This window comes from Micromonospora sp. NPDC049175 (assembly GCF_043197345.1).
Classification (GTDB): Bacteria; Actinomycetota; Actinomycetes; order Mycobacteriales; family Micromonosporaceae; genus Micromonospora.
The window spans coordinates 558042-578994 of the sequence record NZ_JBICSY010000005.1 but is presented as its reverse complement, the minus strand read 5'-3'; the positions used below and the strand labels follow the sequence as shown (position 1 = coordinate 578994).

Here is a 20953-nt window from a genome sequence, read left to right as displayed (position 1 = left end):
CGGGTCGGGTCGGGTCAGGCCAGCGGCAGGTAGACCCGGCCGCCGCCGGTGACGAACTCCTCCGACTTGTTCTTCATGCCACGTGCGGCGTACTCCTTGAGCTCCTGGGTGATCTTCATGGAGCAGAACTTCGGGCCACACATCGAGCAGAAGTGCGCCGTCTTCGCGGGCTCGGCCGGCAGCGTCGCGTCGTGGTACGAGCGCGCCGTCTCCGGGTCCAACGAGAGGTTGAACTGGTCCTCCCAGCGGAACTCGAACCGCGCCTTCGACAACGCGTCGTCCCAGTCCTGTGCGCCGGGGTGCCCCTTGGCCAGGTCCGCCGCGTGGGCCGCGATCTTGTACGCGATCACGCCCGCCTTCACGTCGTCCCGGTCCGGCAGGCCGAGGTGCTCCTTCGGCGTGACGTAGCAGAGCATCGCGGTGCCGAACATGCCGATCATCGCGGCGCCGATCGCCGAGGTGATGTGGTCGTACGCGGGTGCGATGTCGGTGGTCAGCGGGCCGAGCGTGTAGAAGGGCGCCTCGTGGCACCACTCCTGCTGAAGGTCCACGTTCTCCTTGATCTTGTGCATGGGCACGTGACCGGGACCCTCGATCATCACCTGCACGTCGTGCTCCCAGGCGATCTTCGTCAGCTCGCCGAGGGTGCGCAGCTCGGCGAACTGCGCCGCGTCGTTGGCGTCGGCGATCGAGCCGGGACGCAGCCCGTCGCCGAGGGAGAACGTCACGTCGTAGCGGGCGAGCAGCGCACACAGCTCCGCGAAGTTGGTGTAGAGGAAGTTCTCCTCGTGGTGCGCCAGGCACCACGCCGCCATGATCGAGCCGCCCCGGGAGACGATCCCGGTGACCCGGTCCACGGCCAGCGGCACGTACGGCAACAGCACCCCGGCGTGCACAGTCATGTAGTCCACGCCCTGCTCGGCCTGCTCGATCACGGTCTCCCGGAACACCTCCCAGCTCAACTTCACCGGGTCGCCGCCGACCTTCTCCAACGCCTGGTAGATCGGCACCGTCCCGATCGGCACCGGTGAGTTCCGCACGATCGCCTCGCGGGTCTCGTGGATCCGCTTCCCGGTGGACAGGTCCATCACGGTGTCCGCGCCCCACCGGGTGGCCCAGGTGAGCTTCTCCACCTCCTCGGCGACCGACGAACTCACCGCCGAGGTGCCGATGTTGGCGTTGACCTTGACCAGGAACGCCCTGCCGATGATCGCCGGCTCGCACTCCGGGTGGTTCACGTTGAGGGGCAACACCGCCCGACCTGCGGCGATCTCGGCCCGGACCAGTTCCGGGTCGACGTTCTCCCGGATCGCCACGAACTCCATCTCCGGCGTCACCACACCCGCCCGCGCGTACGCGAGCTGCGTCGGCCGGCGACCCTCCGCTCCGGCGAGCGGCGTACCCGCGCCCCGCACCGGCGCCACGTCACCCCGTTCGGCGATCCACGGTCCGCGCATCGCGGGCAGCCCCACCTCCGGGTCCGACCCCGGGCCGGACGTGTCGTAGAGCCGCACCGGCGGTAGGTCCCCGGTCAGCCCCACCTCCGCGAACGGCACCCGGACATCGGGTCGTGAACCCTCGACGTACACCTTGCCTCGTGCCTGCATGACAGCCTCCCTGGTGATCAAGCGGACCAGCCGAAGTGGTCCAGCGGTCCACGCCCCGCGCCCAGCTCCCAACCCCGTGCGCCGGTCAGCGCACGGAGCACGTACTCCTTCGCGGCTCCCACCGCCGCCGGCACCGGATCGCCGAAGGCGAGCCGCACGGCGATCGCCGCCGAGAACGAACACCCGGTGCCGTGGGTGTGCCGGGTGTCCACCCGGGGGGCGCGCAGCAGGGTGGTCTCGCCGCCGCCGTGCAACACGTCGACCGCCTCGCCGCCGTCCAGGTCACCGCCGGTGACCACGACGTACTCCGGGCCGCCGGCCCCGAGGGCCTCGGCGGCCACGACCATCCCGGCCACGTCGTCCACTCCGCGTCCGGTGATGGCCGCGGCCTCCGCGCAGTTCGGCGTCGCCACCCGGGCGTACGGCAGCAGCCGCTCCACCGCACCCACCACGCCGAGCCGGTGTCCACTCGTGGCAACCAGCACCGGGTCGACGACGAGCTGCGGCAGCCGGCCGTCCCGGGCGGCCTCGGCCACCGCGTCGGCGACCGCCTCGGTGCCGAGCATCCCCGTCTTGACCGCGCGCACGCTGAAATCCGTGAGTACGCTGTCCAGCTGCTCGACGACCGTGCGCGGCGGCAGCGGCAGCACCGCGTCGACACCCCTGGTGTTCTGCGCGGTGACCGCGGTGAGGACACTCGTGCCGTACGCGCCGAGCGCCGCGAAGACCTTGAGGTCGGCCTGGATGCCCGCGCCACCGCCGGAGTCCGAGCCGGCGATGGTGAGGATGGTGCTCGGTGTCACTTCTCCTCCTTGGTTGCGGTTGAGGGCTGGCCGTTTGTGGTTGCGGTTGAGGGCTGGCCGTTTGTGGTTGCGGTTGAGGGCTGGCCGTTTGTGGTTGCGGTTGAGGGCTGCGGCCGACCGTGCCCACTCCGGGCGGTCAGGCTTGATCCCTGCGTGGGCACGGTCGGCCGCAGCCCCGCGCGTGGAGACCTGGGTGAGCCCGCGCCGGGTTTTGGGAGCTCGGGGGTGACCGCCTCGATATAAGCGCTGGTCAGGATCGTGGCTGTTTCGGTCGGGTCTTTGGCTCGCATCAGTGCGCCCAGGACTGCCACCCCTGCGGCTCCTGCTTGGACGCAGGCGGTTACCTGTTCCGGGGTTTCCACTCCGCCTAGCGCCAGCAGTGGCACGGGGCTGATCCTGATCAGCTTGCGCAGCCCTTCGGTGCCCAGGGGTGGGCCGTAACCCGGTTTCGTTCTGGTGGGGTGGATTGGGGAGACGGTGGCGTAGTGCTCGGTGGTCAGGCGGTTCAGCTCGGTTTCGTCGTGGCAGGAGCGGCCGACCAGGCGGTGGGTCGGCGGCGGGTACGGGCCGGCGGCGGGCAGGTGGACGGCGTCGCCGCCGAGCGGGTCGGGACCGGCCACGACGAGGGTTCCGCCGACGTCGGCGAGGATCGCGCGCAGGGCGACGGCGAGGGCGGCGCGCTCGACGCGGGGCAGGTCCTTCTCCCGCAGCACCACCCAGCGCACTCCCCCAGCCACGGCACCCGCGACAACCCGCTCGAGCCCACCGCGAGCGACACGCCGATCGCTAAGAACGACAACCCCCGACGGCACGGTGCCCAACGAGATCTTGGAAGGAATGCGCCCCTCCGGGGGCGGTTTGCTTCCAAGATCTGCCGGCGGCAGCGCGCCTCCCGGCGGCGGCGCGCCTCCGGGTGGCGGCGGCGCGCCTCCCGGTGGCAGCGGCGCGGTCACAGGTCGGGTCTTCCCTCGTCGGGGGTGGAGGCGAGCGCGTGGAAGCGGCGCTCGATCCGGCCCGCGCCGGCCGCCAGCCGCCCGGCCTCGACCGCGTACCGCATCGCGGTGGCCATCGCCACCGGGTCCGCGGCCCGGGTCACCGCGCTGGCCAGCAGCACCCCGTCGCAGCCCAACTCCATGGCCAGGGCCGCGTCGGAGGCGGTGCCGATGCCGGCGTCGAGGATCACCGGCACGTCGACGCACTGCCGGATGAGCCGGATGTGGTGCGGGTTGCCGACGCCGAGCCCCGAACCGATCGGGGAGCCGGCCGGCATCACCGCGGCACAACCCACGTCGGCGAGTCGCCGGGCGAGCACCGGGTCGTCGCTCGTGTACGGCAGCACGGTGAAGCCGTCGGCGACCAGCTCCTCGGCGGCGCGGAGCAACTCCACCCCGTCGGGCAGCAGGGTCCGCTCGTCGCCGATCACCTCAAGCTTGACCCAGTCGGTGTCGAACGCGTCCCGGGCCAGCCGGGCCACCTTCACCGCCTCGGTCGCGGTGTGGCAGCCGGCGGTGTTGGGCAGCAGCCGTACCCCGCAGCGGTCCAGCAGGTCCAGCAGTCCGCCAGCCGTGCCCGGCGCGGTGTCCACCCGGCGCAGGGCAACGGTGACCAGCTCGGTGCCGGACGCCCGGATCGCCTGCTCCAGCACGTGCAGGTTGGCGGCGCCACCGGTGCCGAGGATCAGCCGCGAGGTGAACGTCTGCCCACCCAGCTCGAACGACACGCCCCTCACCCGCCCTGCGCCGCGGTGAGCACCTCGACGCGGTCCCCGTCGCGCAGCGCCGTGGTCGCCCAGCCCGCCCGGGGCACCACCTCGCCGTTGACCGCGACGGCCACCCCACGCGGTTGCGGGGCGACGGCACCGACCAGGTCGGCCACCGACATCTCACCCGGGACGCTTCGTCCGGCCCCGTTGACCGTCAACTCCACTGGTCCCCCTTCATCGTCGGTCCGGGCCCGCCGCCGGCAGCCGCGCCGGCGAACCGGTCCGGCCGGAAGGACGCGAGCAGCGGATCGGGTACGCCTGTGCACACCAGGTCGGCGATCAGGTCGGCGGTGACCGGGGTGAGCACGATGCCGTGCCGGTGGTGACCGGTGGCGGCCAGCACGTCCGGCCGGTCGGGCAGCGGCCCGAGGATGGGCGCGTTGTCCGGGGTTCCGGGGCGCAGCCCGGCGACCGCTTCGACCAGGTCGTACTCGGCCAGCTCGGGCAGCAGGTCGACGCCGGCGCGGAGCAGGCGTTGCACGGCACCGGCGGTGACGGTGGTGTCCGAGCGTTCCTCGACAGTCGCGCCGAGCACGACCTCGCCGTCGGGTCGGGGCACCAGGTAGACGAGTTCGCCGTCGGCGTACCCCCGGATCACGTGCCGGAAGCCCGGCGCGACGCCGCCGGGCGCGCGGAGCCGGAGGATCTGGCCCTTCACCGGCCGCACGGGCAGGCCGGTGAGCGCGGCGGCCCCGCAGCCGGCGGCGACCACGGTGATTCGCGCGTCCATGTCGGACAGGTCGGCGACCGCCCGCGGCACCAGCACCGCGCCGGCCCGCCGCGCGGCCGTGCGCAGCGCCGGCACCAGCAGTCGGGGGTCGACCTGGTGGTCGGTGGGCGCGAGCGCGCCGCCGCGCACCCGCGGGGCGAGCGCCGGCTCGCGGTCGCGCAGCTCGCTGGGGCGCAGTGGGGTCACCGGCAGACCCAACCCCTGCTGGTACGCCCAGAGCCGACGCGCCTCGGCCAGGTCGTCGGCGGTCAACCCGACCAGCAGGGTGCCCTCGGTCCGGTAGCCGATGTCGGCGCCTGCCGCTTCGGCAAGCTCGTCGGCGAACGTGGGCCAGCGGGCGGCGGACGCCAGCAGAAGCTCGGTCAGCCGGTGCTCACCGAAGTACGCCTCGGCGACCGGGGCGAGCATGCCGGCGGCCACCGCCGACGCCCCCGAGCCGGGCGCCGGATCGTGCACCACCACCCGCAGCCCACGGGCGGCGCAGCGCCAGGCGATGGCCAGCCCGATCGGCCCCGCCCCGACCACCGCCACGTCCGGCCGGGCCCGGTCGTTCGACGACGCCGACTCCGACCGGCCGGTCAGCACGTCAGGGCCTCGATCAGCGTGGCGGTCGCCCGAGCCGGGTCGGCGGCGGCGGACACCGCCCCGACCACCGCCACCCCGTACGCCCCGGCGGCCCGCAGCTCCGGCACCCGAGCCGCGGTCACGCCACCGATCGCGATGACCGGCACGTCGACGGCGTCGGCCACGGCGCGGACCCCGGCCGGCCCGATCGGGTCCGGCAGGCCGGACTTGGTGCTGGTCGGGTGGCAGGGGCCGACGCCCAGGTAGTCGGCTCCCGCCGCGACGGCCTCGCTCGCTGTCTCCGGTGCGCGGGCGGTTGCTCCCAGCACGCCGCTGCGGCCGAGCACCCGACGGGCGGCGGCGACCGGGAGGTCGTCCGCTCCGATGTGCCCGCCGGCCGCGCCCACCGCAAGCGCCACGTGCAGCCGGTCGTTGACCAGGCAGGTCGCGTCGTACGACACGCAGAGCGCCAACACCCGCCGGGCCAGGTCGTACGCCTCGCGGTCGGTGGCGGAGTCCTCGACCCGGACCTGCACCACCAGGTCGGCGCGGGCCACCGCGAGGGCGGCCCGGACCACGGTGAGCGGGTCCCGACCGGGTCGGGTGTCGGTGATCAGATGCAGTCGCCCCAGGGACGGCACGGCAACTCTCCTCCCTGCGCCGGCATTATCCGGATCAGGTTCGACGGTCGGGGGCTGTCAGCCCCCCTCTCAGCCCGGTACACCGGGCTCCCGTGGGTTACTTGCGTGTCACCGTACGACAGATCCGTCGGTCTGCCAAGGCGAGGTTCGGCGGCGGCCGGCGGGTCGGAACGCACCGAATCGAGCTAGATCTGTGGGGTGGTTCCTGCGGTCCTGTTCGGAATGTCGCCTGCCGTTGCAGAACCGTTACCCGCCCGCATCTTGCCGGACATCGAGCCAGTCGAATTAATTTGTTTAGCGATTCGACAAAATGTCGGTGGGGGCACCTTGGCAGGGTGTGACCACCGGCTCCATCAGGGACGGCCTTCGGCGAGCCGACTCCCGCGATCTCCGTCACTACGACACAGGAGGCGGCGTGTCCCGTTCTCGTCGTGCCCGCGTACCAATCACCGCAACCCTCATCTCCCTGGCCCTCGCCTCGACGACCCTGTTCAGCACGCCCGCGCAGGCAGCGCCGGCCGCCGCACAGGTCCCCCCACGGGAGGCAGCGGCCGGAACCCCGGTCACCCAGGTGGCGCCGAAGGCGCCCCAGAAGGCCGCCGACGATCCCTTCTCGGTCCTGGTCTTCTCCAAGACCGCAGGCTTCCGGCACGACTCCATCCCCACCGGTGTCGCCGCCATCCAACAGCTCGGCGCCACAAACGGTTTCACCGTGGACACCTCCGAGGACGGCGCCGCGTTCAGCGACGCCAACCTCGCGAAGTACAAGGCCGTGATCTGGCTCTCCACCACCGGTGACGTCCTCAACGCCGAGCAGCAGGCGGCGTTCGAGCGCTACGTGAAGGCCGGCGGCGGTTACGTCGGCATCCACGCCGCGTCGGACACCGAGTACAGCTGGGCCTGGTACGGCGACCTGGTCGGCGCGTACTTCGCCAACCACCCGCAGAACCAGCAGGCCACGGTCAAGGTGGAGGACCACGCCCACCCGTCCACCGCCGAACTGCCGGACCGCTGGTCCCGGTTCGACGAGTGGTACAACTTCCAGACCAACCCGCGGCCGGACGTGCACGTGCTGGCCAGCCTGGACGAAAAGAGCTACACGCCGGGCGCGGGCGCGATGGGCGCCGACCACCCGACCTCCTGGTGTCAGGACTTCGACGGCGGTCGCTCCTGGTACACCGGCGGTGGGCACACCCGGGAGTCGTACGCCGAGCCCGAGTTCCTGTCCCACCTGCTCGGCGGCATCCGGACCGCGGCCGGTGTCCAGGACGCCGACTGCGGCGCCACGAAGACCTCGAACTTCGAGAAGGTCTCCCTGGACAGCAACACCAGCAACCCGATGGAGCTCGACATCGCCCCCGACGGGCGGGTCTTCTACATCGAGCGCGACGGCCGGGTGCAGATCATCAAGCCGGACACCGGCAACACCGTCACCGCCGTCGACCTGGACGTCTTCACCGGCAACGAGGACGGTCTGATCGGCATCCGGCTCGACCCGGACTTCGCCACGAACAAGTGGGTGTATCTCTACTACGCCCCGAACGACAACGTCACGCGCAACCTGCTGTCCCGGTTCACGGTGACCGGCGACACCATCGACCTGGCCAGCGAGAAGCAGGTCCTGCGGGTCGACACGCAGCGCAACACCTGCTGCCACGCGGGTGGCAGCATGACGTTCGACAGCGCCGGCAACCTCTACCTGGCCACCGGTGACAACACCAACCCGTTCGAGTCGAACGCGTACGCGCCGCTCGACGAGCGGCCGGGCCGCCAGGACTACGACTCGCAGCGCACGTCGGCGAACACCAACGACCTGCGCGGCAAGGTGATCCGGATCCACCCGGAGGACGACGGGACGTACACCGTTCCGACGGGCAACCTCTTCGCTCCGGGCACCGAGAAGACCCGTCCCGAGATCTACGCGATGGGCTTCCGCAACCCGTTCCGGATCGGCACCGACCCGAAGACCGACACGCTGTACGTCGGCGACTACGGGCCGGACGCCAACGCGAACAACCCGGACCGGGGCCCCCGCGGTCTGGTCGAGTGGAACATCGTGACCCCCGGCAACTACGGCTGGCCGTACTGCACGGGGACGAACGAGGCCTACAACGACTACACGTTCCCGTCCGGCCCGAGCGGCGCGAAGTTCGACTGCGCCGCGCCGGTGAACAACTCGCCGAACAACACCGGCCTGACCAACCTCCCCCCTGTCGTCCCGGCCACCGTCGACTACGGCTACGCCGGTGACGCGCGGTACCCGGAGATCGGTGGCGGTGGCGCGCCGATGGGCGGCCCGGCCTACCGGTACGACCCCAACCTCAACTCCACCCGCAAGTGGCCGGCGTACTACGACGGCAAGGCGCTGCTCGGCGAGTGGAACCAGAACAAGATGTACACGATGCAGGTGACCGCCGACGGCAAGTCGCTTGTGGACATCAACCAGTTGCTCACCGGGATGAGCATGATCCGGCCGATGGACTTCGAGTTCGGCCCGGACGGCGCGCTGTACCTGATCGAGTGGGGCAGCGGCTTCGGCGGCAACAACGACAACTCCGGCATCTACCGGATCGACTACACCGCCGGTGACCGCGCGCCGATCGCGGCGGCGTCCGCCAACCCCACCTCGGGTCCGGCACCGCTGGCTGTCACCTTCTCCAGCGCCGGCTCCCGGGACCCGGACGGTGGCGCGCTCACCTACGCCTGGGCCTTCGGCGACGGGCAGACCTCCACCGAGGCGAACCCGACGCACACCTACGCGACGGCGGGCAACTACACCGCCCAGCTCACCGTGACCAACCCGAAGGGCCGTACCGCGGTGGCCAACGTGCCGGTCACCGTGGGCAACACCGCACCGACGGTGACGATCGAGTTCCCGCCGGACGGTGGCTTCTTCAACTGGGGCGACCAGGTCAAGTACACGATCAAGGTGACCGACCCCGAGGACGGGGAGATCGACTGCGCCAAGGTGAACCTCCAGGTGCTGCTCGGTCACGACGAGCATGCCCACCCGCTGGAGCAGCACACCGGCTGCACCGGCACCGTCCAGACGTCGCTCGCCTCCGGGCACGGCGCCGAGGCGAACGTCTTCGCGGTCTTCGAGGCCACCTACACCGACGAGGGTGGTGCCGGCGGCGCCGGTGCGCTCACCGGTCGGCAGATCGAGATCCTGCAGCCCAAGCAGAAGCAGGCCGAGTACTTCACCGCCACCGGGCGGACGCCGGTGAGCACCGGCGGCGGAGACGCCGGCGTGCAGCGTGAGGCTGGGGCCGACACCGCGGGTGGCGGCCAGAGCATCGCGTTCATCGAGGACGGTGACTGGTGGTCGGTCGCTCCGGCGGACCTGACCAACATCACCGAGATCCGGTTCCGGGCCGCCTCGGCCGCCGCAGGCGGTCGGATCGAGGTCCACGCGGGTGCTGTCGACGGACCGGTGGTCGCCACGGCAGTCGTGCCGTCGACCGGTGCGTGGCAGACGTACACGGACGTGAGCGCGCCGGTCACCGGTGCCGCGAGCGGCTCGCTGTTCTTCGTGGCCCGCGACCCGAACGGCGGAACGGGTTCGCTGTTCAACGTCAACTGGATGGACTTCGTCGGCCGCGGTGTCACCGAGAACGCGCCGCCGGCGGTCAGTGCCACGGCCACCCCGGCCACCGGCACCGCGCCGGTCACCGTCGCCTTCGACGGCACGGCCACCGACGCCGAGGGCAACACCCCGCTGACGTACGCCTGGGACTTCGGTGACGGCGGCTCGGCGACCACCCTGGACGCCAGCCACACCTACACCAACCCGGGCACCTTCACGGCCACCCTCACGGTGACCGACAGCTTGGGCGCCAAGGCGTATGCCACGGTGCCGGTGCGGGTGGACGCTCCGGACACGTCCTGCTTCGGGGCGCGCTCGGACGACTTCAACGGCAACAGCCTCGACAAGGCCCGCTGGACCAGCGTGATCCGGGAGAACCAGCTCTACTCGCAGAGTGGCGGCGCGCTGCGGCTGCCCACCGGCGTGGGTGACCTCTACGGGGCTCGCAACGACGCCACGAACCTGGTGCTCCAGGCGGCGCCGACCGGCGCCTGGGAGATGACCACGAAGGTCACCCTCCCGGTGACGGCCAACTACCAGCAGGCCGGCCTGCTGGTGTACGGCGACGACGACAACTACGCCAAGGTCGACCTGCTGTACAACGGCAGCCGGCGGGTGGAGTTCATCCGGGAGACGGCCGCCACGCCGCGCAACGAGGCCGCCGACGCCACCAACGCACCGGCGGGTGACACCGTGTACCTGCGGATCACCAGCGACGGGACGAACCTGACCGCGTCCGCCTCGGGCGACGGGCAGACCTTCACCCCGGTCGGCCGTTCGGCCGCGCTCGCCGGCATCACCAACCCGCGGATCGGCGTCTTCGCCCTCAACGGAGGCACCGAGGCGCCTGTTGTCGACGCCGCGTTCGACTCGTTCCAGGTCACGCCGGACGCTCCGGCCGGCCCGGTCGACCCGTCGGACGAGTTCACCGGCAGCTCGCTGGACAAGTGCCGGTGGGACGCCATCACGCGGGAGGACCCGGCCGGTTACCGGGTCGCCGATGGCGCGCTGCGGATCGACGTGCCCAACGGTGACATCTACGGCACCGACAACACCGGGCCGAAGAACTTCATCCTCCAGACCGCGCCGTCCGGCGACTGGACCCTGGAGACGAAGGTCGACGGCAGCCTGCTGAACGAGCAGTACCAGCAGGCCGGTCTGCTCGTGCAGGCGGACGACGACAACTACGTGAAGTTCGACTTCATCGCGGACAACCAGGCCGGCCAGGCGGTGACGCGGCGGATCGAGTTCCGCAGCGAGATCGCCGGGGTGGTGCAGAACCCGCAGCCCGAGGCCACCAGCCTGACCTCGGCGGTGTGGCACCTGCGGCTGGCCCGCACCGGCAACACGTTCACCGCGTCGTACTCGGCGGACGGGACGACCTGGACCGCGTTGGAGGCACTTACCAACAGCGCGGTCGGGGCCACCCCGAAGGTCGGGCTGTTCACCCTCGGCGCCAACCAGACGGCGTCGAAGACCGCCTCGTTCGACTACTTCCGGCTCAGCACGGAGGTGGCCGACGAGACCGCGCCGGTCACCACCGCGGCGGTTTCCGGCACCCCGACCGACGGGTGGTACACCGGGCCGGTGACGGTCACGCTCACCGGCGCCGACGAGGCTGGCGGTAGCGGTCTCGCCGGTACGGAGTACCAGTTGGACGGGGCGACCGCCTGGACGGCGTACACCGCACCCGTGGCCATCAGCGGTGACGGCGAGCACACGCTGCGGTTCCGCTCGACCGACAAGGCCGGCAACGTGGAGGAGACGAAGACCGTCTCCGCCAAGATCGACGCCACCGCGCCGGTGACCACTGCGACGTTCGCTCCGGCGAACGACGCCGGCTGGCACAACGGGACGATCCCGGTCGTGCTGACCTCGACCGACGCCGGTTCCGGCGTGAAGACGGTGGAGTGGTCGCTGGACGGTGGCACCTGGACGCCGTACACGACGCCGGTCGAGGTGACCGGTGACGGGCAGCACGAGCTGTTGTTCCGCTCGACCGACAAGGCGGGCAACGCCGAGACGCTCAAGTCGGCAGTGCTGCGCATCGACGGCACCAAGCCGACGCTGCTGGTGTCCGGGATCGCCGACGGCCAGCTCTACGGAGACAGCCAGGACGTTCGGGTGTCCTGGCAGGCCGTCGACCCGACCTCGGGCATCGCGACTGTGGTCGGCACGTTGGACGGCCAGGCGTACACGAGCGGCACCCTGCAGGCCATGTACGAGCTGCCGCTCGGCCTGCACGAGCTGACCGTGACCGCGACCGACAAGGCGGGCAACCAGACCACCTCGGCGGTCCGGTTCTTCGTCACCACCTCGTTCCGGGACATGCAGAACCTGCTGGACCGGTTCAAGGCGACGGGTCGACTGTCGGCCAAGGCGCACAAGCAGTTGACGGCGAAGCTCGACGCGGCCCGTCAGGCCGAGGCGGCCGGCAACGACAGCAAGGCGATCAAGCAGTTGACCGCGTTCCGCACGCTCGCCGCCGACGCCGCCCTGGTGGCCGAGGCGGAGGTCCGGGACGTCCTCGTCCGGGACACCGACGCGATGATCGTTCGTCTCGGTGGCGCGGCCAGCAAGGCCGGCGTCAAGGCGAACGACGGCGAACCGGTCAAGGGCACCGGGCGGCTCGGTGGCGACGCCACCCGGCTGGCACCCGGTCGCCCGCTCTGATCCGACGAGGCCCCTCCCCGACGCTTCGGCGTCGGGGAGGGGCCTCCCTCATTCGTAGTCGAGGAGATGTCCGTGACGGTTATCCGCAAGGTGTTGGCCGCCGTCTTCGCCGGCCTGGCCCTGACCCTGCTCTCCGCCGCCCCGGCGGCCGCCCGGGCCGACAAACTCAAGCTGACGGTGGCCGGCGACGGGGCGGAGGGGGTCACCATCCAGGCCACCTACGCCGATGGCCGGCGGCTCGACCGGGTGGTGCGCCTGGTGCTCACCGCCACCGGCCCGGACGGGCAGAAGGTCGGGCCGGTGCAGTTGGAGCCGCAGCCCGAGGGGCAGGGCTTCTACAGCAGCGGACCGGTGCTCAGCGCCGGCACCTGGAAGGTGCGGGTGGACTCCCCCGCTCCCCTGCCGGGCAAGGCCACCGCCACGGTGCAGGCCCGTGCCGCGCAGTCTCCGCCGGTGCCCAAGCCGGTGGCGGTCAACAAGCCGGCCGACGGCGGTAGCGGGGCGGGTGCCGGCTGGTGGCCGTTCGCGGCGGCCGGCCTCGTGCTGGTCGCCGCGGCGATGGGGGCGGTCATGCTGTTCGGCCGCCGCCGCACCAACACGCCGAACGACTGACCGACGAACACACCAGCGCCACAACCGGGCCGGGCCGCGACAAGCGGCCCGGCCCGTCGCCGTCCAAGCGGCCCGTGATCGACTCGGTGTCCCTGAAGTCGGGCCTTCCAAGCCCGCAGGTAACCCCGACTTCAAGGAACGCGAGTGGATCACCGAGCGGCGCACGCGGCCCTCCCCGACCAGGCCAGCGCAGGCGCCGTACCTCGGTCAGAGGATGGCGCGCAGCGCCGCCAGGTCCTCGTCGCTCGGCTCCCAGGTGCCGGCGGCGGCGTTGGCGCGTACCTGCTCGGGCGTGGTGGCACCGGCGATCACCGAGGTCACCGCCGGCTGGGCGGCCAGCCCACCGATCGCCACCTGGAGCATGCTCACACCTCGCTCGGCCGCGTACGCCTCGATCGCCTCGATGGTGTCCCAGTCGGCCGCGGCCAGCCGCTCCGCGTACCGGCCACCGCCGGACAGCCGACTGCCGGCCGGCGGCTGCGCCTCGCGCTTGTACTTGCCGGTGAGCAGCCCGTTGGCGAGTGGGAAGAACGGCAGCATGCCGAGGCCGAACCGCTCGCAGGCCGGAATGATCTCGGTCTCCACCGAGCGCTCCAGCAGGCTGTAGTGGTTCTGCGCGCTGATGAAGCGGGCCCGGCCGTTGGACGACGCGACCCAGTCCGCGTCGGCGATCTGCCAGCCGGCGAAGTTGGAGTTGCCCAGGTAGCGCACCTTGCCGTCGCGGACCAGATCGTCCAGGGCGGCGAGGGTCTCGTCGATCGGGGTGCCCGGGTCGGGCTCGTGCATCTGGTAGAGGTCGATGTGGTCGGTGCCGAGCCGGCGCAGCGACGCCTCCACCGCGCGGGCGATGTAGCGCCGCGAACCGCGGGCCCCGAAGTCCGGCCCGTTGAGGCCGAACATGTCCATGCCGAACTTGGTGGCCACCACCACGTCGTCGCGGCGTCCCTTGAGGGCCTGCCCGAGCAACTCCTCGGAGCCGCCCTGCGGCTCGCCGTAGATGTCGGCGGTGTCGAACAGGGTGATCCCGGCATCCAGGGCGGCGTCCACCACGGCGCGCGTGCCGTCGAGGTCCAGCTTGCGGCCGAAGTTGTTGCAGCCGATGCCGACCACGGACACCACGAGCCCGGAGTCGCCCAGCCGGCGATAGGTCATGTCAGTCACGCGATCCACCCTATGCCGGTCGGCCGCAGCGGACCCACGGACCGCTCAGCCCACGTCCCAGACCGGTTCCGGGGTCTCCACCACCTCGCTGTCACCGCGGAACAGCACGAACCGGTCGAAGGATCGGGTGAACCAGCGGTCGTGGGTGACGGCGATGACCGTCCCCTCGAACGCGTTCAGGCCCGCTTCGAGGGCCTCCGCGCTGGCCAGGTCGAGGTTGTCGGTGGGCTCGTCGAGCAGCAGCAGCGTCGCCCCGGACAGTTCCAGCAGCAGCACCAGGAACCGGGCCTGCTGACCGCCGGAGAGCGTGCCGAAGCGCTGGTCGCCCTGCGCGGCCAGCTCGTAGCGGCTGAGCACCCCCATCGCCGCCTGCCGGTCCATCCCGGTGCGGTGCTCGTCGCCCCGCCAGAGGATCTCGACGAGCGTCTTCGACATCAGCTCCGGCCGGTCGTGGGTCTGGGAGAAGTGCCCGGGGCGGACCCGGGCGCCCAGCCGTACCGTGCCGTCGTGCGCCACCGGCGCGAGCGCGCCGGCCCCGTCGACCGGCCCGTTGGCCGGGTCCGGGTCGGTGCCACCCCGGGCCAGCAGCCGCAGGAAGTGCGACTTGCCGGTGCCGTTGGCGCCGAGCACCGCCACCCGATCGCCGTACCAGATCTCCAGGTCGAAGGGGTAGGTCAGGCCGTCGAGCTCGAGCTGCTCACAGATGACCGAGCGCTTGCCGGTCCGCCCGCCACTGAGCCGCATCCGGATGTCCTGGTCCTTCGGGGGTACGGGCGGCGGCCCGGCCTCCTCGAACTTACGCAGCCGGGTCTGCGCGGCCTGGTAGCGCGAGGCCAACCCGTCGTTGTACGCCGCCTTCTGCTTGTACATCAGCATCAGCTCGCGCAGTTTCTGGTGTTCCTCGTCCCAGCGTCGACGCAGCTCGTCGAGGCGGGCGTGCCGGGCCACCCGCGCGGAGTGCCAGCTCGCGAAGCCGCCCGGGTGCACCCAGGCGCTGCCACCTTCGACGGCCACCACCCGGTCGGCGCTCTGGGCCAGCAACTCCCGGTCGTGCGAGACGTAGAGCACCGACTTGGTCGACTCGCGCAGTCGCGCCTCCAGCCAGCGTTTGCCGGGCACGTCGAGGAAGTTGTCCGGCTCGTCGAGCAGCAGCACCTCGTCCGGGCCGCGCAACAGCAACTCCAACGCGAAGCGCTTCTGCTGGCCGCCGGAGAGGGTACGCACCGGTCGGTCCCGGACGGCGTCCCAGGGCTTGCCGAGCACGATTGTCGCGACGGTGTCGAAGAGCACCTCCGCGTCGTACCCACCGGTCTCGCCCCAGGCGCCGAGCGCGTCGGCGTACGCCAGCTGGGCCTTGCCCGCGGCGTTGCTGAACTTGCCGTGCGCCTCGGCCGCCCGCATGGCCGCCTCGGTCTCGCCGAGCCGGCGGCCGGCGGCCCGCAGCGGCGGCGGGGCCAGGGACAACGCCAGGTCGGCGAGCGTCGACTCGTCGCCGATCATGCCGATGAACTGCCGCATCACGCCGAGGCCGCCGGACCGGGCGACCGTGCCGGTGCGCACCGGCAGGTCACCGGCGACCATCCGCAACAGTGTCGTCTTTCCCGCGCCGTTCGGGCCGACCAGGGCGACCTTGCTGCCTTCACCCACCCGGAACGACACGTCGGCGAAGAGTTCCCGACCGTCGGGCAGGATGTGCCCGACCGCTGCCACATCCACGTATCCCACGCCGGGATCCTGCCCCAGCGAGGGCGGGAGGGACATCCAATTACCGGGTGACCCGCAGCACCCGGAAGCCCTTCTGGCTGGCGTACCGCTCGACCTGCCAGCTCTGCTCGGTGAGCCAGCGTTGCAGCGAGTCACCACCGAGGTGGCGGGCGACGACAAGCCAGCCGACGCCGTCCGGTGCGAGTCGGGGCAGCCAGCGCAGCAGCAGCTCGTGCAGCTCGTCCTTGCCGATCCGGATGGGTGGGTTGGACCAGATCTGGGCGAACCGGGTGTCCGCCGGCACCTCGTCCGGGGCGCGAACCCGGATTCGGTCGGCGGCGTCGACCCGGGCCGCGTTGGCCGCGGTCAGCTCGCGGGCGCGGGCGTTGACGTCGACCGCCCAGACCGTGCTCGCCGGTGCCAGGTCGGCCAGCACGCACGCGATCGGGCCGAACCCGCAGCCCAGGTCGAGCAGGTCACCGGCGGTGTCAGCGGCGGGCAACTCGGCCTTGCGCAGGAGTACGCCGGTGCCCGGGTCGAGGCGGCTGGCGGAGAAGACGCCGCCGGCCGAGACGAGCCGGTAGTCGCGGTCGGCGACGGAGAACTCGACCTCGCGCGGCGGAGCGTCGCTGGCGGGCTGAGCGGTGAAGTAGTGGTCGCCGGTCACGCCGGCAATTCTCGCACCGGCCCGGGCCGACCATGACGCGACCCACGCGCACATTTCCCCGATATTACCCCCTAAAGGGACATTCGCTCCTACTCTGGGCGACATGGTGTATCGGTACGAGTCCGATGAGGACGCTTTCGAGGAGTACCCGGAGCCCGGGTCCGACCTGTCGGTGTTCGGCGCCGGTCCGCCCCCGCCGGCCGGGCCCTCTCCGTCCCGCTTCCCCGCGCCGTCGCTGCCCCGGGCGAACCAGCTCGCACTGCCGTCGACGCAACCACCGCCGACGCGTGCCGACATTCCGCCGGCTCCGCCCCGCAGCCAGGTCTACACCTCCGCCACCGCCTCGGAGCCCGGTGCCCGCCGTGGCAGCGGCCGGCTGTGGCAGGTGCTGATCGGCGGCGCGGCCGTCCTGGTGCTGCTCGCACTCTGCGGCCTCGGCGCCGCCGCGCTGCTCGACGAGCGCGACGGGCAACCGGCGGCCGAACCGACATACCAGCCGAACGCCACGCCGACGTCCGCCACGCCGGAACGGCTCGCCCTCGACTCCCGGGAATCCGACCAGGCCCCGCTCACCGCCAAGGAACTCTTCCCCGGCAAGGAGCTGAAACTCACCTCCGGCCAGCCGAGCTACCAGGTGCTCAAGACACAGTCCAGCGGAAGCTGCGCCGTCGCCACCACCGGCGAGGTCGCCGAACTGCTGGCCCTCCTCGGCTGCAACCAGGTCGTCCGGGCCACCCTGCGTACGCCCGACGGCGCCCACCTGGTCACCGCCGGATTGTTCAACCTCACCGACCGGGCCAGCGCGGAACGGGCCCGGGACCGGATCCGCCCACTCCTCGACGAGCGGCAGGGCCGCTTCCGTGGCCTCACCGCCGGCGACGGAGACGGCACCGACGTGCTGGCCAGCGCCCCCGCACGGGTCGGCTGGCAGGTGCGCGGTCACTACCTGGCGTACGCGCTCGTCGTCCGCGCGGACGGGGCGGCGATCAAGGCGGGCGACACCGCGGTCCGCGAGATCCTGTTCGACATGATCGACATGCACCTCAGCCGGGGCGTCCTGCAACAGCGGGCCGACGGCGGCACCGCCGCCCAGCCGACACCGGAACCCACCACCGCCCAGCCCACTCCGGAACCCACAGGCGGCAGCGGCGACGGCGACCTGCCCGGGGAGTGAGCCCCCGCCGCGCCGTCGGCCCTCAGCCCTCGATCGGGACCCGAAGTCGACGGGTGAGGTCGGCCCGGCGGGCGTACTCGGACGGATCGGCGGGGTAGCCGACGGCGACCAGGGTCAGCCCGCGCGCGGGAGCCACCGTCACCTCGCTGGAACGGTCCTGTCGGGTGAGCAGGCTGCCCGGCCACTCGACCGGGCGGCGACCGTCCCCGGCCACCAGCATCGCCCCCACCAGACTGCGCACCATCGCCTGGCAGAACGCGTCGGCCTGCACGGTGGCGACCAGGATGCCGTCCGGATCACGGCGCCAGTCCAGCCTGGTCACCTCGCGCAACGTGGTCGCGTTCTCCTTGCGCCGGCAGTACGCGGCGAAGTCGTGCTCGCCGACCAGGCCGGCCGCGGCGGCGTTCAGCGCGGCCAGGTCGAGCGGCTTCGGCCAGGCCAGCACCTCGTGCCGGCGTAGCGGCTCCGCGCCGAAGGGCGCATCGGTCACCCGGTACTCGTAGCGCCGGAAGGTCGCCGAGAAGCGGGCGTCGAAGTCGGCCGGCACCTCGGTCATCGCGCGGACACGCACGTCGGTGGGGAGCAGCCGGGCCAGGCGTCGCAACAGCCGCCCCTCGTGCTGCCGCCACACGTCGACAGGCAGGTCCAGGTGGCAGACCTGCCCGGTGGCGTGGACTCCCGCGTCGGTTCGCCCGGCGACCGTCAGGCCGGTGACCGTGCCGGCACCGAGGACCAGGTCCAGGGTCTCGACGAGCACACCCGCGACGGTGCGCCGGGTCGGCTGGGCGGCCCAACCGGAGAAGCCCGTGCCGTCGTACGAGACGTCCAGCCGCAGCCGGATCCGCTCGTCCACCTCGTACCTCCTGTTACGGATCGAGCCCGGCACCCCGTGAGGGGTGCCGGGCCCGAACGACGCCCGAAATCAGGCCTTGTTCTCCTCGGTGGCGAGGTCGCTGTCCTCGCGCGCCGCAGCGGTGTCACCGGACGCCGACACCGGCGCCTCGGAGTCCTGGTCGGCCGAGGCCGACTGCGGAGCCTCGTCGGCCGGGGCGAGCGCCTCGACCTTGTCCTGCTGCGCGGCCTTGCGGGCGGCGGTCTTCTTGTTCACCTTGGGCTCGGCGACCTGAAGCTCTTCCACCAGCTCGATGATGGCCATCGGCGCGTTGTCACCCTTGCGCGGACCGGTCTTCACGATCCGGGTGTAACCGCCGGGGCGGTTGGAGTACCGGGGCGCGATCTGGTCGAACAGGGCGTAGACGACGTCCTTGTCCTTGACGACACCCAGCACCCGCCGCCGCGAGGCGAGGTCACCGCGCTTGGCCTTGGTGATGAGCTGCTCGGCCAGCGGGCGCAGCCGCCGGGCCTTCGTCTCGGTGGTCTGGATCTTGCCGTGCTGGAACAGCGCGGTCGCCAGGTTGGCGAGCATCAGCCGCTCGTGCGAGGGGCTGCCGCCGAGGCGGGGGCCCTTGGTGGGCGTGGGCATTTTTGGTGCTCCTCAGTTGTGGCGGCAGCGCGGACTAGAGCTGCTCGGTCTCGCGGTAGTCGTCGGTGTCGTAGTCGGCCTCGCCGAAGGTGTCCACGACGTGCGCCGGGTCGAAGTTCGGAGCCGAGTCCTTCAGCCCGAGACCCATCCCGGCGAGCTTCATCTTGACCTCGTCGATCGACTTCTGACCGAAGTTGCGAATGTCGAGGAGGTCGGCCTCGGTACGCCCGATGAGCTCACCAACGGAGTTGATGCCCTCGCGCTTGAGGCAGTTGTAGGAGCGGACGGTGAGGTCCAGCTCCTCGATCGGCAGGGCCAGGTCCGCCGCCAGCTGGGCGTCCTGCGGGGACGGCCCGATGTCGATGCCCTCGGCGGTCTCGTCCAGCTCCCGGGCGAGCCCGAACAGCTCCACGAGCGTCGAACCGGCGGAGGCCAGCGCGGTACGCGGACCCATCGACGGCTTGGTCTCGACGTCGATGATCAGCCGGTCGAAGTCGGTGCGCTGCTCGACACGGGTCGCCTCGACGCGGTAGGTCACCTTCAGCACCGGCGAGTAGATCGAGTCGACCGGGATCCGGCCGATCTCCGCGCCGGACTGCTTGTTCTGCGCCGCCGTCACGTAGCCCCGGCCCCGCTCGACGGTCAGCTCCATGTCGAGCCGGCCCTTGCCGTTGAGGGTGGCGAGCTTGAGATCCGGGTTGTGCACCGAGACGCCGGCCGGCGGCTGGATGTCGCCCGCGGTCACGTCGCCCGGGCCCTGCTTGCGCAGGTACATGCTGACCGGCTCGTCGTGCTCGGAGCTGACGCACAGCTCCTTGATGTTCATGACGAGCTCGACCACGTCCTCCTTGACACCGGGGATCGTGGTGAACTCGTGCAGGACACCGTCGATCTTGATCGAGGTGACGGCCGCGCCCGGGATCGACGACAGCAGCGTACGCCGCAGCGAGTTACCCAGGGTGTAGCCGAAGCCCGGCTCGAGCGGCTCGATGGCGAACCGCGACCGGGTCTCGTTGATCGACTCCTCGGAGAGGGAGGGTCGCTGGCTGATGAGCATCTTTTCTCTTCTCTTCCGGGGCGCCCGCTATTTGACGCCCACGACACAAACTGTTCCGGTGGCCCGCCCCGAAGGACGGGCCACCGAACGAGCTCGGACTACTTGGAGTAGAGCTCGACGATCAGCTGTTCCTGGACCTGCGTGTCGATGACCTGCCGGGCCGGGAGGGAGTGCACGAGCACCTTCATCTGGCTCGGGATGGCCTCAAGCCACGCCGGAACCGTCTTCGAGCCGGCCTGGGCCTGCGCGACGATGAACGGGGTGAGCTCCTTGCTCTTGCCCCGAACCTCGATGATGTCGTGCTCCTTGACGCGGTACGACGGGATGTCGACCTTCTTGCCGTTCACCGTGAAGTGACCGTGCTTGACCAGCTGGCGGGCCATGTCCCGCGAGTGGGCGTAGCCGGCCCGGTAAACGACGTTGTCCAACCGCGACTCGAGGATCTGCAGGAGGACCTCACCGGTCTTCGCCTGCTTGCCAACGGCTTCCTCGTAGTAACCGCGGAACTGCTTCTCCAGCACGCCGTAGACACGACGGGCCTTCTGCTTCTCGCGGAGCTGGAGCAGGTACTCCGTCTCCTTCGTGCGGCCGCGGCCGTGCTGCCCGGGCGGGAACGGCCGGGACTCGAACGGGCACTTCGGACCATCGCACTTGCTGCCCTTGAGGAACAGCTTCATCTTCTCCCGCCGGCAACGGCGGCAGTCTGCACCGGTGTAACGAGCCATCTCT

At 71.4% G+C, this 20953-nt stretch carries 16 protein-coding genes, 1 pseudogene and 1 riboswitch; of the genes and pseudogenes, 3 read left to right on the top strand and 14 right to left on the bottom strand.

What is annotated here, in order from left to right:
* Positions 1-14: 14 nt before the first annotated feature.
* The 7 genes and pseudogenes from thiC to thiE form a co-directional block, all read right to left on the bottom strand.
* Positions 15-1607, bottom strand: coding sequence for a phosphomethylpyrimidine synthase ThiC (gene thiC / locus ACGFH8_RS23035; RefSeq protein ID WP_393370304.1), 1593 nt, complete (start codon positions 1605-1607; stop codon positions 15-17).
* Between the two features lie 17 nt (positions 1608-1624).
* A complete protein-coding gene (thiD, locus tag ACGFH8_RS23030; protein ID WP_393370301.1) occupies positions 1625-2410 on the bottom strand; it encodes a bifunctional hydroxymethylpyrimidine kinase/phosphomethylpyrimidine kinase in 786 nt (261 codons plus the stop codon).
* Positions 2411-2649: 239 nt separating this feature from the next.
* Positions 2650-3231 (bottom strand): annotated as a pseudogene (locus tag ACGFH8_RS23025) (thiamine phosphate synthase); the annotation flags it as partial.
* A gap of 128 nt (positions 3232-3359) precedes the next feature.
* Positions 3360-4139, bottom strand: coding sequence for a thiazole synthase (locus ACGFH8_RS23020; RefSeq protein ID WP_393370298.1), 780 nt, complete (start codon positions 4137-4139; stop codon positions 3360-3362).
* A complete protein-coding gene (gene thiS / locus ACGFH8_RS23015) occupies positions 4136-4336 on the bottom strand; it encodes a sulfur carrier protein ThiS (protein ID WP_393370297.1) in 201 nt (66 codons plus the stop codon). Before thiS ends, ACGFH8_RS23020 begins: the two co-directional genes overlap by 4 nt.
* Entirely contained in the window at positions 4327-5487 is a 1161-nt protein-coding gene (thiO, locus tag ACGFH8_RS23010; protein WP_393370294.1) for a glycine oxidase ThiO, read from the bottom strand. The genes thiS and thiO overlap by 10 nt, the downstream gene beginning before the upstream one ends.
* Positions 5481-6107 (bottom strand): thiamine phosphate synthase, encoded by a 627-nt coding sequence (thiE, locus tag ACGFH8_RS23005; RefSeq protein WP_393370291.1) that lies wholly within the window; start codon positions 6105-6107, stop codon positions 5481-5483. Before thiE ends, thiO begins: the two co-directional genes overlap by 7 nt.
* Positions 6102-6211, bottom strand: a riboswitch (TPP riboswitch). (Overlaps the previous gene by 6 nt.)
* Before the next feature lie 311 nt (positions 6212-6522).
* On the opposite strand from thiE, the gene ACGFH8_RS23000 reads away from it, so the two are divergent.
* Both ACGFH8_RS23000 and ACGFH8_RS22995 read left to right on the top strand, forming a co-directional pair.
* Complete coding sequence (locus tag ACGFH8_RS23000) at positions 6523-12366, top strand: ThuA domain-containing protein (RefSeq protein ID WP_393370288.1); 5844 nt, start codon at positions 6523-6525, stop codon at positions 12364-12366.
* A gap of 72 nt (positions 12367-12438) precedes the next feature.
* Positions 12439-12978 carry a hypothetical protein gene (locus tag ACGFH8_RS22995; protein ID WP_393370286.1) on the top strand — a complete coding sequence of 180 codons (540 nt, stop codon included), beginning with the start codon at positions 12439-12441 and terminating at the stop codon, positions 12976-12978.
* Between the two features lie 207 nt (positions 12979-13185).
* Here the strand turns inward: ACGFH8_RS22995 and ACGFH8_RS22990 are convergent, their stop codons facing one another.
* The 3 genes from ACGFH8_RS22990 to ACGFH8_RS22980 are packed head-to-tail and all read right to left on the bottom strand — an operon-like array spanning position 13186 to position 16510.
* Positions 13186-14148, bottom strand: coding sequence for an aldo/keto reductase (locus ACGFH8_RS22990; protein ID WP_393370284.1), 963 nt, complete (start codon positions 14146-14148; stop codon positions 13186-13188).
* Positions 14149-14184: 36 nt separating this feature from the next.
* The gene (locus tag ACGFH8_RS22985; RefSeq protein WP_393370281.1) at positions 14185-15864 is read right to left on the bottom strand and encodes an ABC-F family ATP-binding cassette domain-containing protein; all 1680 of its coding nucleotides are present in this window, start codon (positions 15862-15864) and stop codon (positions 14185-14187) included.
* 40 nt (positions 15865-15904) lie between these two features.
* Positions 15905-16510 carry a class I SAM-dependent methyltransferase gene (locus ACGFH8_RS22980; RefSeq protein ID WP_393370278.1) on the bottom strand — a complete coding sequence of 202 codons (606 nt, stop codon included), beginning with the start codon at positions 16508-16510 and terminating at the stop codon, positions 15905-15907.
* 103 nt (positions 16511-16613) lie between these two features.
* Between ACGFH8_RS22980 and ACGFH8_RS22975 the strand changes: the two genes are divergently transcribed.
* Positions 16614-17684 (top strand): hypothetical protein, encoded by a 1071-nt coding sequence (locus tag ACGFH8_RS22975; protein ID WP_393370275.1) that lies wholly within the window; start codon positions 16614-16616, stop codon positions 17682-17684.
* 22 nt (positions 17685-17706) lie between these two features.
* On the opposite strand, the gene truA is transcribed toward ACGFH8_RS22975, so the two are convergent.
* The 4 genes from truA to rpsD all read right to left on the bottom strand — a co-directional run bounded on the left by truA (position 17707) and on the right by rpsD (position 20949).
* Complete coding sequence (truA, locus tag ACGFH8_RS22970; protein WP_393370273.1) at positions 17707-18537, bottom strand: tRNA pseudouridine(38-40) synthase TruA; 831 nt, start codon at positions 18535-18537, stop codon at positions 17707-17709.
* A 69-nt stretch (positions 18538-18606) separates the two neighbouring features.
* Positions 18607-19167, bottom strand: a complete 561-nt coding sequence (rplQ, locus tag ACGFH8_RS22965) for a 50S ribosomal protein L17 (protein ID WP_393370270.1) — start codon at positions 19165-19167, stop codon at positions 18607-18609.
* Between the two features lie 34 nt (positions 19168-19201).
* Positions 19202-20224 carry a DNA-directed RNA polymerase subunit alpha gene (locus ACGFH8_RS22960; protein WP_007465227.1) on the bottom strand — a complete coding sequence of 341 codons (1023 nt, stop codon included), beginning with the start codon at positions 20222-20224 and terminating at the stop codon, positions 19202-19204.
* A 98-nt stretch (positions 20225-20322) separates the two neighbouring features.
* Entirely contained in the window at positions 20323-20949 is a 627-nt protein-coding gene (gene rpsD / locus ACGFH8_RS22955) for a 30S ribosomal protein S4 (RefSeq protein WP_030489600.1), read from the bottom strand.
* Between the last annotated feature and the right edge of the window lie 4 nt (positions 20950-20953).

What these genes read in the sequence shown, in the direction of transcription:
- rplQ (WP_393370270.1), bottom strand. Translation starts at nt 19,167, where the DNA reads ATGCCCACGCCCACCAAGGGCCCCCGCCTCGGCGGCAGCCCCTCGCAC.
- ACGFH8_RS22975 (WP_393370275.1), top strand. Translation starts at nt 16,614, where the DNA reads ATGGTGTATCGGTACGAGTCCGATGAGGACGCTTTCGAGGAGTACCCG.
- thiC (WP_393370304.1), bottom strand. Translation starts at nt 1,607, where the DNA reads ATGCAGGCACGAGGCAAGGTGTACGTCGAGGGTTCACGACCCGATGTC.
- ACGFH8_RS22960 (WP_007465227.1), bottom strand. Translation starts at nt 20,224, where the DNA reads ATGCTCATCAGCCAGCGACCCTCCCTCTCCGAGGAGTCGATCAACGAG.
- rpsD (WP_030489600.1), bottom strand. Translation starts at nt 20,949, where the DNA reads ATGGCTCGTTACACCGGTGCAGACTGCCGCCGTTGCCGGCGGGAGAAG.